At 47.3% G+C, this 13,014-nt stretch carries 13 protein-coding genes; 6 read left to right on the top strand and 7 right to left on the bottom strand.

Annotated features, from left to right (window positions below; translation table 11 throughout):
• Window positions 1-9: 9 nt before the first annotated feature.
• Window positions 10-1,260 carry a glutamyl-tRNA reductase gene (gene hemA / locus D3795_RS01340; protein ID WP_156265815.1) on the bottom strand — a complete coding sequence of 417 codons (1,251 nt, stop codon included), beginning with the start codon at window positions 1,258-1,260 and terminating at the stop codon, window positions 10-12.
• Window positions 1,261-1,360: 100 nt separating this feature from the next.
• Between hemA and lolB the strand changes: the two genes are divergently transcribed.
• The 6 genes from lolB (at window position 1,361) to ychF (ending at window position 6,303) form a co-directional block, all read left to right on the top strand.
• Window positions 1,361-1,993: a lipoprotein insertase outer membrane protein LolB gene (lolB, locus tag D3795_RS01335; RefSeq protein WP_173020969.1), complete on the top strand. Its 633-nt coding sequence runs from the start codon at window positions 1,361-1,363 to the stop codon at window positions 1,991-1,993.
• The gene (ispE, locus tag D3795_RS01330; protein WP_310942364.1) at window positions 1,954-2,859 is read left to right on the top strand and encodes a 4-(cytidine 5'-diphospho)-2-C-methyl-D-erythritol kinase; all 906 of its coding nucleotides are present in this window, start codon (window positions 1,954-1,956) and stop codon (window positions 2,857-2,859) included. Before lolB ends, ispE begins: the two co-directional genes overlap by 40 nt.
• 1 nt (window position 2,860) lies before the next feature.
• Entirely contained in the window at window positions 2,861-3,808 is a 948-nt protein-coding gene (locus D3795_RS01325; protein ID WP_156265813.1) for a ribose-phosphate pyrophosphokinase, read from the top strand.
• A 126-nt stretch (window positions 3,809-3,934) separates the two neighbouring features.
• Complete coding sequence (locus D3795_RS01320; protein WP_156265812.1) at window positions 3,935-4,609, top strand: 50S ribosomal protein L25/general stress protein Ctc; 675 nt, start codon at window positions 3,935-3,937, stop codon at window positions 4,607-4,609.
• A 6-nt stretch (window positions 4,610-4,615) separates the two neighbouring features.
• Entirely contained in the window at window positions 4,616-5,209 is a 594-nt protein-coding gene (gene pth, locus D3795_RS01315; RefSeq protein ID WP_156265811.1) for an aminoacyl-tRNA hydrolase, read from the top strand.
• Window positions 5,210-5,211: 2 nt separating this feature from the next.
• The gene (gene ychF, locus D3795_RS01310; RefSeq protein WP_156265810.1) at window positions 5,212-6,303 is read left to right on the top strand and encodes a redox-regulated ATPase YchF; all 1,092 of its coding nucleotides are present in this window, start codon (window positions 5,212-5,214) and stop codon (window positions 6,301-6,303) included.
• 19 nt (window positions 6,304-6,322) lie between these two features.
• Here the strand turns inward: ychF and D3795_RS01305 are convergent, their stop codons facing one another.
• The 6 genes from D3795_RS01305 to D3795_RS01280 are packed head-to-tail and all read right to left on the bottom strand — an operon-like array spanning window position 6,323 to window position 12,914.
• The gene (locus D3795_RS01305) at window positions 6,323-7,237 is read right to left on the bottom strand and encodes a sulfurtransferase (protein WP_156265809.1); all 915 of its coding nucleotides are present in this window, start codon (window positions 7,235-7,237) and stop codon (window positions 6,323-6,325) included.
• Between the two features lie 25 nt (window positions 7,238-7,262).
• Window positions 7,263-8,639 carry a YfcC family protein gene (locus D3795_RS01300; RefSeq protein ID WP_156265808.1) on the bottom strand — a complete coding sequence of 459 codons (1,377 nt, stop codon included), beginning with the start codon at window positions 8,637-8,639 and terminating at the stop codon, window positions 7,263-7,265.
• 21 nt (window positions 8,640-8,660) lie between these two features.
• Complete coding sequence (locus D3795_RS01295; RefSeq protein WP_156265807.1) at window positions 8,661-9,077, bottom strand: group I truncated hemoglobin; 417 nt, start codon at window positions 9,075-9,077, stop codon at window positions 8,661-8,663.
• Window positions 9,078-9,088: 11 nt separating this feature from the next.
• Entirely contained in the window at window positions 9,089-9,940 is an 852-nt protein-coding gene (locus D3795_RS01290) for a DUF3034 family protein (RefSeq protein ID WP_156265806.1), read from the bottom strand.
• On the bottom strand, window positions 9,933-12,239 hold the full coding sequence (locus D3795_RS01285; protein WP_156265805.1) for a bifunctional diguanylate cyclase/phosphodiesterase: 2,307 nt from the start codon (window positions 12,237-12,239) through the stop codon (window positions 9,933-9,935). Before D3795_RS01285 ends, D3795_RS01290 begins: the two co-directional genes overlap by 8 nt.
• Window positions 12,240-12,914, bottom strand: a complete 675-nt coding sequence (locus D3795_RS01280; protein WP_156265804.1) for a cupredoxin domain-containing protein — start codon at window positions 12,912-12,914, stop codon at window positions 12,240-12,242.
• Window positions 12,915-13,014 lie beyond the last annotated feature (100 nt).

The raw sequence follows: 13,014 nt of genomic DNA, 5'->3' as shown, positions 1-13,014 counted from the left end.
GTGAGGACCTTACTCGTCATCTGCTATTAATTTTTGAAATACCGCTAAGGTTTCGAAATCACCCGCGGCGCCAGCTTCACGCATCATTCGCGTCGGCTGATGGAGAAATTGTTTGGTTAAACGTTGGGCGAACTCACCCAGCACGTCATCGGCACTTTTGCCCGCAGCTAACTGATTGCGAGCGCGTTGTAATTGTTCTTCAGCCATCTGTTCAGTGCGCTGGCGAAAATCACGAATCACGTCAACATGATCAAGCTGGCGTATCCAAGCCGTAAAAGCTTCGGAATGCTCAGCAATAATGACTTTTGCATCAGCGGCTGCTTCCTCGCGGTTGCGAAGGTTTTCTGTAATGATGCCTTGTAAGTCATCAACCGTGTACAAGAAGGCATCATCTAATTCATTCACTTGTTCTTCAATATCACGCGGCACGGCCAAATCAATCAGTAGAATTGGTTGCCGTTTACGCGCCTTCAACGCTTTCTCGACCAAACCCTTACCGATAATGGGTAACGGACTGGCCGTTGAACTAATCACAATATCAGCTTGCGGTAATAACTCAGGTAACTCACCCAGCGTATGCGCTTGACCTTGGAAGCGCTCAGCCACTGCACTCGCACGTGCCAACGTACGATTGGCTACCATTAATTGTTTAACACCATGCTCAGTGAGATGCTGCGCAACGAGTTCAGCTGTATCGCCTGCTCCAACCAACAATACCCGCGACTCTGGCAGCTCCGCAAAGATTTGGCGCGCCAAGTTGACTGCCGCAAACGCCACCGATACCGCATTTTCGCCGACTTTGGTTTCGCTGCGCACGGTTTTTGCTACCCGAAAGGTGCTCTGGAATAGTCGCTCAAGTACCGTTCCCACGCTCGCTTGGTTACGTGCGAATTGATAGGCTTGCTTCACTTGTCCAAGAATTTGTGGCTCACCGAGAACCAAAGAATCGAGGCCACTAGCCACAGCCATTAGGTGCTCGATAGCTGCGCCATCTTCGTAGGCATAACAATGCTCGCGCAACTGTTCCAACGGAATACGGTGATAGCCTGCAAGCCAACCAATCAACATATCGGTGGATGCCACACCATGACAATATAACTCGGTGCGGTTACAGGTAGATAAGATAACGGCTTCAGCCACGCCAGTTTGTTCACGCAAAGCTGGCAACGCTTGATGCAGCTGCTCTGGCGAGAAGGCGACTTGCTCCCGTAACGACACGGAAGCGGTTTTGTGGTTAACACCTAGCGCGAAAATGGTCATAATAGCAAAAAATTGCGAGCCTCTAACTACTGCGAAACGCTGGCAATTGTACGTGAAAGCCCGCATGATGAAAAGCGCACGAACAGGGATAGCAAAACCAATGAAACGTCTCCTTTTAGTAGTACTCACAAGTGCTTGGTTGACTGCTTGCAGCAGTGTTCCTGAGCCACCAAGTATGCGTGATGTTGATGCCGAGGCGGTGCTCGCGCAGCAGCAACAACTTAAGCAACTGGATAACTGGCGCTTGCGCGGTCAAATGGCCTTATTCGACTTACGTGCGGATGATCGCCACGGGCTTTATGTAGATTGGTACTCAAGTGCTGTTCAGTTAACCATGCGCTTCTCACACCCATTGCGCGGCACGCTCGCCAAGCTTGAACAATCAAATGGTCAAGCTGTGTTAATCGATGAAGATGGCAAGGAGTATCGTGCCACAACCGCTCAGGAATTACTGTGGCAATATTTCCGATTGGATTTACCGATGAATCAGATTAGCGCCATTGTCATCGGTCAGGAACTACCGAGTATGGTCGAGAAACAATATCAATTGCAGCAGCACCAGCAACAATCTTATGCGCTATTGTCAAATTTTGTCATGCTGGCTGCTGATCAAGTTTGGCGCGCACAACTCGGAGAGTATGAACTCATACAAGGCACTTTTTTACCTCATAGCATTAACTTAACGACCGACGCATGGCGGTTAAAACTGCAGGTATCGCAATGGCGCTTTTAACTTTACCAGCGGTCGCTAAATTAAATCTATTTTTGCATATTGTCGGCCAACGCGCCGATGGTTACCATAATTTGCAAACGCTATTTCAATTTATTGATTTCGGTGACGAATTATCTTTCGCATTGCGTAAAGACTCGGAAATCACCTTGAGTTGTACTGAACCAGCTCTCGAAACCGATGACAACCTCGTATTGAAGGCTGCGAAGCTACTCACCGAACAATCTCAGCAAAGTTTACCTGGCATTCATATCCATATTCATAAGAACTTACCCTTTGGTGGCGGCTTGGGCGGCGGTTCGTCTGATGCAGCAACAACATTGCTCGCACTACGCCATCTTTGGCAGTTGCCATTAAACGATAATGAATTAGCCACAATAGGCTTACAGCTCGGTGCTGATGTGCCTGTTTTTGTGCATGGACAAGCAGCCTTTGCTGAAGGTGTAGGTGAGCATTTACAGCCGGCACAACCGCCCTGCCCTTGGTATTTGGTTATCCACCCTGGTGTACAAATTAGTACGCCAAGTATTTTCAAACACCCTGACCTACCGCGTCAGCATCCACCGCTCGAATGGCCACATTGGAGCTGGGAAAATACCAGTAACGACTGCGAAGCGCTGGTCCGTCGACTCTATCCAGAAGTTGCCAAGGCCCTCGACTGGTTGGTAGAATACGCGCCGTCTCGATTGACTGGCACGGGTGCATGCATCTTCGGTCGATTTGATAACGAGACAGATGCCCGTGCTGCATTGCAAAGGATGCCTGCACAATGGACAGGGTTTGTCGCGCGAGGTCTCAATGAAAACCCGGTCTGCCAGCAACTGCGGCAGGCTTCAACTGTGAACCTAACCAACAAGACTGAGGTTTAGTGTGCCTGACATGAAGCTCTTTGCTGGCAATGCGACGCCAGAACTCGCCCAAAAAATTGCCGACCGCTTATATATCAAACTCGGTGATGCTGAAGTTGGCCGTTTTAGTGACGGTGAAATCAGCGTCATGATCAATGAAAATGTTCGTGGTTCTGACGTTTTCATCATCCAATCAACGTGTGCACCAACCAACGACAATCTCATGGAACTTATCGTGATGGTTGATGCGTTGCGTCGTGCTTCTGCAGGTCGTATTACTGCGGTCATGCCATATTTTGGTTATGCACGCCAAGACCGTCGAGTGCGTTCGGCTCGTGTACCAATCACCGCGAAAGTTGTCGCTGACTTCTTATCAAGTGTTGGGGTTGACCGTGTGTTAACGGTTGACTTGCACGCTGAACAAATTCAAGGCTTTTTCGATGTGCCGGTCGATAACGTGTTCGGAAGCCCGGTATTGATGGAACACCTACGTCAACAAGACTTCCACAACCCTGTTGTAGTTTCACCTGACATCGGTGGTGTGGTTCGAGCTCGCGCTATTGCAAAATTACTTAACGATATCGACCTCGCTATTATCGATAAACGTCGTCCACGTGCCAACGAGTCACAGGTCATGCACATCATCGGTGACATTCAAGACCGCGACTGCATTATTGTTGACGACATGATCGATACCGGCGGCACTTTGTGCAAAGCTGCTGAAGCGCTCAAGAAAAACGGCGCACGTCGTGTATTCGCTTATGCCACTCACCCAGTCTTCTCAGGCAACGCTTTTGAGAATATTCGCGATTCGCATATCGACCGCGTGATTGTTACCGATAGCATTCCATTAAGTGCTGAAATGAAAGCCTTAGACAAGGTGCATCAGCTAACCTTGAGCGGAATGTTGTCTGAAGCGCTACGCCGCGTCAGCAACGAAGAATCAATCTCAGCAATGTTCGAGTATTGATTGAAATTTGAGGGCGCCAGTGGTAATATTTCGCGCCCTCAAATAAGCAAAACAAATTTTTGAGGAACACGTCGGGTATTTGGTCGCGAATATCCGGCTTATTTTTATTTAACGGAGACACTCCACATGTCAACAATCGATTTTACTATTCAAGCAGAACTCCGTACGGATACAGGGAAAGGTGCGAGCCGCCGCCTGCGTCGTGCGGAAAAAGTGCCTGCAATTTTGTACGGTGCCGATAAAGAAGCAGTTTCAATCACGTTGGATCACAACAAAGTGAACAACATGGCTGACCACGAAGCTTTCTACTCGCACATTTTGACTTTGGTTATCGACGGCAAGAAGCACGAAGCGATCTTGAAAGACGTTCAACGTCACCCGTACAAGCCAAAATTAACTCACTTGGATTTCCAACGTGTTGTTAAAGGTCAAAAACTTCATACTCACGTACCAGTTCACTTCATCAATGAAGCATCAGCAGTTGGCGTGAAACAAGAAGGCGGCGTTGTGGTTCACCACATTGCAGACCTAGAAGTTTCTTGCTTACCAAAAGATCTGCCTGAGTACGTTGAAGTAGATATCGCGAACTTGAAACTGGGCGAAACCTTGCACTTAACTGACTTGAACATGCCTAAAGGTGTTGAGTTGGTTGAATTGACTAAAGGTGAAGACCACGACCAAGCAGTTGTTTCAATTACTGCACCGCGTGTCGAAAAAGAAGTGGAAGAAACTGAAGAAGAAGTATCTGCTGAAGTTCCTACCGCTAAAGAAGCGAAAGAAGAAGATAAAGACGCTGAATAAGGTCTTATGTCGACCATTCGCTTACTCGTGGGCCTGGGTAATCCAGGCCCCGAATACTCCCAAACACGACACAATGCAGGCTTCTGGTTAGTCGAGCAATATGCTCGCATGCACGGCCAAACACTTCAGCCTGAAACCAAATTCTTCGGTCATACCGCACGTATTCAAAAAGGCGCCACGGATTTACGTCTGTTGCTGCCAATGCAATTTATGAATCGAAGCGGCAATGCCGTCGCTACCCTCGCAAACTTCTACAAAATTGAGCCGCATGAAATTTTAGTCGCTTACGACGAGCTTGATCTCCCACCCGGTGTGGCGAAGTTTAAAACCGGAGGCGGCACTGGCGGGCATAACGGCATCAAAGACATTGTAGCGCGACTGGGAACGCCTGATTTTCATCGCTTACGTATCGGTATCGGTCATCCAGGTGACAAGAGCAAAGTTACCGGCTGGGTGCTTGGTAAAGCGCCTCAAGCTGATCAACTATTGATGGACGATACCATTACGGAAGCATGCCGCAGCATTGATATACTAATGCAGCAAGACCTGCGCGCGGCAACGCAGCATTTACATAGTTTCAAAGCACAGAGAGAGAAATAAGCATGGGATTCAAGTGTGGTATCGTCGGCTTGCCGAACGTAGGTAAATCAACGCTGTTTAACGCGCTGACCAAAGCAGGTATTGAAGCTGCAAACTTCCCTTTCTGTACCATCGAGCCAAATACGGGTGTGGTCGCGGTTCCTGATCCGCGTCTTGATGAACTCGCTAAAATTGTGAATCCACAACGTGTGGTTCCGACCACCATGGAGTTTGTGGATATCGCCGGTCTCGTAAAAGGCGCCTCAAAAGGCGAAGGCCTTGGTAATCAGTTCTTAGCGAACATTCGTGAGACAGATGCGATTGGCCATGTGGTTCGTTGTTTTGAAAACGACAACATTGTTCACGTTGCTGGTAAGGTTGACCCAGCCGAAGACATCGAAGTCATCAATACTGAGCTTGCTCTTGCTGACTTAGACAGCGTCGAAAAAGCGATACACCGTCAGGGTAAAAAAGCGAAAGGTGGTGATAAGCAAGCAGCCGCTGAAATTGCCGTGTTACAAAAGCTTTTACCTGCTCTAGAAAGCGGCGAAATGGCGCGTTCAGTAGCGCTATCGGACGACGAAAAGGCAACGATTCGTAGCTACAACTTACTCACCATGAAGCCAACCATGTACATCGCTAACGTGAATGACGATGGTTTTGAGAATAATCCATACCTCGATAAAGTGCGCGAAATCGCCAGCAAAGAGAATGCGATTGTTGTTCCTGTGTGTGCTAAAATCGAATCAGAAATTGCCGAGCTTGATGACGAGGAAAAGGCCGAGTTCATGGCTGACCTTGGTTTAACTGAACCAGGTTTAAACCGTGTTATTCGTGGCGGCTATCAGCTATTAAACTTACAAACCTATTTCACTGCAGGTGTGAAGGAAGTTCGCGCTTGGACTATTCCAGTAGGTGCAACGGCGCCACAAGCTGCTGGTAAAATTCACACCGATTTTGAAAAAGGCTTTATCCGTGCCGTTGTTGTTGGCTTTGACGACTATATTGAATTCAAGGGTGAACAAGGTGCGAAGGAAGCTGGTAAGCGTCGTGAAGAAGGTAAAGAGTATATTGTGAAAGATGGCGATGTGATCTTGTTCCGGTTTAACGTGTAAAAGCGTTATTGGTTACTCGTTATTGGTTATTCGAAGAAGAGATTGGTTCGATGGGGAGCTGTGGATTGGCGCCCCATTCGGACCATGACCCATCATAGAGTTGCACTTCAGTAAAACCGGCGATTCTTGCCGCAACTAATAAAATACATGCCGTGATACCTGAACCACAGGTCAAAATTAAATGGGGTGATTTGGGGCCCACCAACGAAATAAACATTTCTTCGAGGTCATCAGGTTTTCTATAACGGTTATCATCGAGAACTTCGAGAAATGGCAAATTAAAAGAGCTGCGAATATGGCCACTGCGCATCCCTTCTCTTGGCTCTGGTTTCGTGCCATTGAAGCGGTCTGGTGAGCGTGCATCGATAATACTACTTGAACCACTTTGGGTTGCTTTGAGCACTTCTTTTGACGACACCAGCCAGCTTTTATTGAACTTTGCGACAAAGTTGCCGCGTGCTGCTCGCGGCAACGCGTATTCAGTTGCGGCAGGATAGTTATCGGCTAACCACTGTGGCAAACCACCATCAAGAATACAAACCTTATCAAACCCCATGGCTTTTAGTATCACCCAAGCTCGTGGCGATGAGTAAATGCCTTGGTTGTCATACACAACCACCGTATCGGTTTTATTAACACCCAGTTCTTGTAGCGCTAGTGTCACTTGCTCAGCGGTCGGAAAGGTATTGGGTAGCGCCGACGAGGTATCTGTTAACCGCTGCTCTAAGTCTAAATAAATTGAATTGGGAATAACTGTGAGTTCGTTGTATTCCAGTGGCGTGCGCCCAACAACCTTTGTCATGCTCGCATCCAACACATGAACATGGCTTTTTTTAATGTTCGCAGCCAGCCAACGTGTCGATACCAAACAGGGCGGCACAGCTTCTTGTACCGCCGCAGTCTTCGTACCTTCGTTCAATGTTGCACTATCCATATCGCAAATTATGTCCGTTTTCTAATTATTGATAACCTATCGCGACAGCAACAATCATTGCTATCGCACAGGCAAATAACAACTTCAACATCAACGGGGCAACGAACTTAAACCAACGCTCGTAGGGCACACCTGCTAAACCTAAAATTCCCATTAATACAGGATTAGTCGGCACAATCATGTTCATCAAGCCATCGCCCATTTGGAACGCCAACACCGCAATTTGACGACCAATACCAGCTGTATCGGCAATCGGGACCATAATCGGCATGGTGACAAAGGCTTGTCCGCTTCCTGAAGGAATAAACAAATTCAGTATACTTTGAATGATGAGCATACTAACCGCACCAAAATGCGCCCCAAAAGCTTCAACCGGCATCGCTAGGTAATAAATAACCGTGTCGAGTACCTGCCCCTGTTCCATAATCATAGCAATCGATCGAGCAAAGCCAATGAGCAATGCCGTTGCCGTTAATTCAGCAGCGCCTTCAATAAACTTGTTCGCTGCGTCGCTAGCACCCATTTTAGCAACCAGAGCGGCAAACAAACCGAAACCTAAAAATAACGCACTCAGCTCAACCAAATACCAACCATGAACTTTAATGCCCCAAATCAGCACGCCAAGTACGGCGACAAAGCCAAGTAGAATGATTTTATGACGGCCATTTAGTGCTGGGTAGTCATCTTGTTCATTGGTTTTTGCCGGCGTTATATCCGCAAGCAATGAGGCGGCAGGATCAGCAGCAACGCGTTTGGCATAGCCATAGACATGATGAAATGCGATGCCAAACAATATTGGCCATAAAACGAGTCGGTACCATAATCCCGATGCCGGCGGTACTTCGGCAACGGCTTGGGCAATCAGTAACGTAAATGGATTAAATAGAGATAAGCCATAGCCAATACCATAACCCACTATCAAAATACCCATTGCTGTTATGCCATCAAGTTTCAATGCTCGACAGAGCGCCACCAGCATGGCGACAAAAATCAAATACTCTTCAGCCACACCAATTAAGGCAGAGAAAATACCGAAGGTCAGCATGCCACCGAGAATTAACAAGCCGGTCTTATCGGCAAACTTCTTAAGCAATAAGCCAATTAACGCATCTAACATACCGGTAGCGCGCAAAATACCCATGACGCCACCAATTAATAGCACAAAGAAGATAACCGCCTGGGCATCGCCTAACGCTTGCGGAATAACCGTAAGTAACGTCAACGGACTCAGCAATGGTTGTTTTTCAAGAACACTGTAAGTGCCTGGCTGAACAACGGTTTGTCCAATATCATTAACCGTACGTTGAAATTCGCCAGCTGGAATAACCCAGGTAAGAATCAATGCTGCAATCATCATGTACAACATCAGCACTAAGGTGTGCGGTATTTTTATTTTTATCATGGCGGGGAAAACCTGCTCTCGTTATTGGTGAATCACTTCCTTATGGAATGAAGCGAGTATAGCAAGTAATCGGTTTTGTGTACTAACCGGCAGCTTTTGCTGATCCATGGCGGTCATCAAGTGCTCGACAATCGCATTAAATTCAGCACGCGAAATATCCATTCCGGTATGCACCGTCACCATCGATTCGCCAGAATAATCGCAAGGGCCACCAGAGAGATCACAAATATGCTCCGACAGCATGCGGTGAAAACGGTCGATATCGACATTTTCAAAGTGATGAATAACACGCTCATCTTCAGCAATTTCGAGAATAAAGGCTTCCATGAGCTGGCTTATACCCTGCTGCTGACCAAGCTCGTCATATAACGTTCGTTCGGTCGCGTTCGCCGGCAACGCCAACATGATAATGAAGCCAAGCAAGTATGCTCGAATCATTGTGAATCTCCTTAAAACGTAACCTGAAGTGAACCATAGATGCCATCTTGACCATCAGCACCGGCTATTGATTGCAATTGCGTGTATGCCAACGCGACTGCAACACGCTTATGCGGAAACCATCCCACGAAAACGTCATGCCAGTCATGCTCTTTCGCGAAGCCTAAGTTATTGGGTTTCTGTCGATATTCCACACCAATCACCCAATGCCGATTAATGAACATACCGACGGCAAGCTCGCTCTGTAGCTCATAACTGTTATTCGCATCACCACCGAAACCAAGTAACCCCATTTCGTTAGCCTTAGTGGCTCGCAATGTTAGGTTCGCCAACCACGTGCGATGCCAGAGACCATCAAGCCAAACTTTGGCGCCGCTTATATAGAAATCTGTTCCTGTATCATCTTGTGCACCAACCGCCTGCGGTAAGTCCAAAGACTGATTTCGTTTATGCTGGATGCCAACCGTAAATTGCGGCAGATCACCATACAAAATATCACCAGCAATTCGATATTTAATCCCATAAATATCCTGCTTCAGGCTTCCACCAAGACTTAGTAAATCAAATTGTTGTTTGGCGACACTAAATTCCCAACGATTATCAAAAGACAGCGTGGCAGCTTTTACCGTCAATTTATAGTCATCCACATCCGCTTGATTATAGGCGACAGTTCCGCCCCACTGCCCTTCTTCGGCATAGCTCGAGAGTGTTGCCCATGGGACTAGGCCGCCACCGCCGCTGCCTTCGACTGTTGTTAAACCGCCCGTTGCAATAATTCGGCCAAAATCAGCCATCGCACTCTGGCTTACAAACAGTGTTGCAACCGCCAAAGCTGGCATAACAAGCCCAGTTAATTTACCCATGCCTACTCTCTCTTTGGTAATTATCCAACCATTCTTCGAACTGCGCCGCTGCGAGCGGTCGACTGAAGTAATAACCTTGCACCGTATCACAGCCCAACTGTTTTAAAACTTGCCAAGCGGAATCTTCCTCAATACCCTCGGCTACAGTGGTTAACTTCAATTCATGTGCGAGCAAAATCGTTGAGCGCACAATAGTTTCATCTTCAGGTATCGATGCAATGTGTTGAATGAACGATCGATCGAGCTTCAGCTCATCGGCTGGTAGACGTTTGAGTTGCGCCAGCGACGCATATCCGGTGCCATAATCGTCAATCGCAATTTTGAATCCTACTTCACGTAACTCCTGCAAACGCGAAATAGCCTGTTCAGGGTCTACCATCACTGCACTTTCGGTTACTTCTAAAGTAATCCATGCCGGCGACAAACCTCGCTGCTTCGCCGAGTCAGTGACAAACGCAACTAATTCAGACCATTGCAAATCAAGTGCCGACAAGTTAATTGCTAAGCTCAATTGCAACCCCTGCTCGTGCCACAGTTGCAATTGGTCCAACGCGGCGCCACAAACCCATCGCGTTAAACGCTGAATTTCCCCCGTTTGCTCCGCCAACGGAATAAATTCATCGGGCCGAACCACACCAAGTTGTTCATCACGCCACCTTAATAATGCCTCAACACCGAGTACCTGCCCGGTTTGACACGACAGCTTCGGTTGAAAGTGCAATTGCAAGCGCTGTTCTCGAACCGCACTTGGTAGTGATTGAACAATCTGTAAACGCCGTAGATATTGCTCGTCCATCCCTTGACTGTACGCAACCGCAAAAACACTTGCGCGTTTCGCTTGGCGCGCACAAAGTTGAGCTCGCCGAAGTATGCTATCGGCATCATCGGCAGCATGAGGATATGCCAAATAACCAGCATGAAAATCCAACATATAACTGGTTTCTTCTAACCACCAGGGCAAGCTCAATTCAGTTTTTAGCGAGACAATGAGAGCATTCACCTGTGGTTCACTCTGTCGCTTACCGACCAGCACAAATTCATCGCCACCGAGGTGCCCCACAGACCAATTCTTCGGAACCGCCGCGCGTAGGCGTTCTGCAATCATACGCAACAACTCATCGCCAACTTGCTGCCCAAAGCGGTCATTCACTTCGCCAAAGCGAGCAACATTCATCAGGACAACATAGCCACTCTGTTGCGACTCGATAGCACTTTTCAACAAAGCTCGAATGGAAACTCGATTCGGTAATCCGGTCAGTAAATCATGTTCTAATTGAAATATAATTTGTTGCTCGCGCTCTGCTATTCCCTGACGCATTCCTTCAAAAGCATCACTCAACGCACCAAACTCATCGGCGCGATGAATCGAAACTGGCTCTCGATAGTCACCGGCACCCAGTTTTTTAGCAGCGTCAGTAAGCGCTGTGATTGGTTGGCTTATTTTTCGGGCGGTAAAGGTCGCAAGTAGTCCGGCAAAGATCAACGTTGCCAGTGCAATACCAATATACTGACGTTGCAGTGTTAAAAACTCCTGAGTTGCTTCAAGCTTGTCGGTACTGAAAATAATCATCAAGTTTGCTTCAGTATTAATGGAAGCGCTATCACGGTTGTATTGCGAAACATGAGCTGCAATATCATTGGCAGCTAAGCGTTGCTGCAAGTTACTTGCATTCTCCGCCATCATCTCGCGCTGTTCTGAATCTAAACTGGTTGCATAGATCGTCCCGGTAAGTTGATTCAAAAAGGTAATATCGGCATGGGTCAGCTGTCGCATTAAAACCGCAAAATCATCATCAATAGCAAACCCGAGTGTTGCCCATGCGATTAAATTCGGCGCGCGAACCGGCACCGTCACTATCTGAAAAATCTCTTCATTAACGGTAACGAATTGAGCTTGAACGGGGGCATTAGTTAGCGTCGCTAAAGGTGGCAATAACTGTGTTGCGTGTGTTGCGGCAATTTCCTCGCCCTGCGGAGATTGAACGACAATCAGATCAGTACCAATACGCTGACCGTGATTGACTAGCGCTGAAATAATGGTGTTCTCATCACTGCTGGCAATCGCCTCGCGAAACCCGAAATCTGTCGTTAAAACTTCGGCGGCTTGTTGTAATTGCTGAGCTCGCACATCAACAAGCTCAGCAAAAACACGTTCACTCACTTCAAGTTCGCGTTCTAGCGTTCGCTCAGATTGTTGTGACGTGGCTAACCAAATAGCAATTAGCGCAAACAGCAAAACCGCACCTGCAAGTGCGGTAAATACCAATAACAATCGTGACCGAAAACTTTTAATCTTCATTTAATTATTATTTTTCCGACGATTAAAACGTTGTTGCAATGCTGATGCGGGCGGCGGACTTTGGTGTTGTGCTTGTACCGGTAACGTCACCGTCAATTGCTTTTGTCCAGCCACTATCGGTACCACCATTTCTTCTGTTACCACGTCAGTTAATGACGGATACCAAACGTGCACTTGCGTTGCGCCTAACGGCAACGTTACTGTTCCCTGCGCGTTTGTTTGGCGAGATAAATCGTGCGGGCTAACATAAATATAAGCCTGCATATGATCATGGATATTGCAGCCTAACACCACAATGCCCGAATTCTCGAATTGAATCTCTGGAGCTTCACGATTGCTATATAAAGGGAGTTCGAACGGTTTAACTTCTGAAAATGAATACACTTGATGACGAATGTTATCGCGGTTCGGAAATGCCACTTGCGCGTTTTCACGAACGGCTAAAATATAGGGCACAAACAATCGATCTACTTGATCCATAATTGCAGTAGGTTGTTCAGATGTTGCCAACTCAACACCATTGACACTCACAACCGCAAGCGCCAACGGCTGCTGATTGCTATCGAGTACTGTCACGGTCAATGCGTCTACAGACGTCGTTTCCTGAGCGGAAACTGCCGAAAAACCCTGCGTGAACCATAATGTCATTAGGAAAACAATTTGAAACTTGGTCATTGTGACCCCATGCTTAAGGGTGAAGTTATTTAATAAATACTGAATATAATCAATTGAGATCAGCTTAACTGATCGGCTACAACAAATGCACTACATTTGT

This window comes from Pseudidiomarina andamanensis (genome assembly GCF_009734345.1).
GTDB classification, from domain to species: Bacteria; Pseudomonadota; Gammaproteobacteria; order Enterobacterales; family Alteromonadaceae; genus Pseudidiomarina; species Pseudidiomarina andamanensis.
Note: the sequence above shows the minus strand (reverse complement) of the source record. Positions and strands in the feature narration are given on the sequence as shown.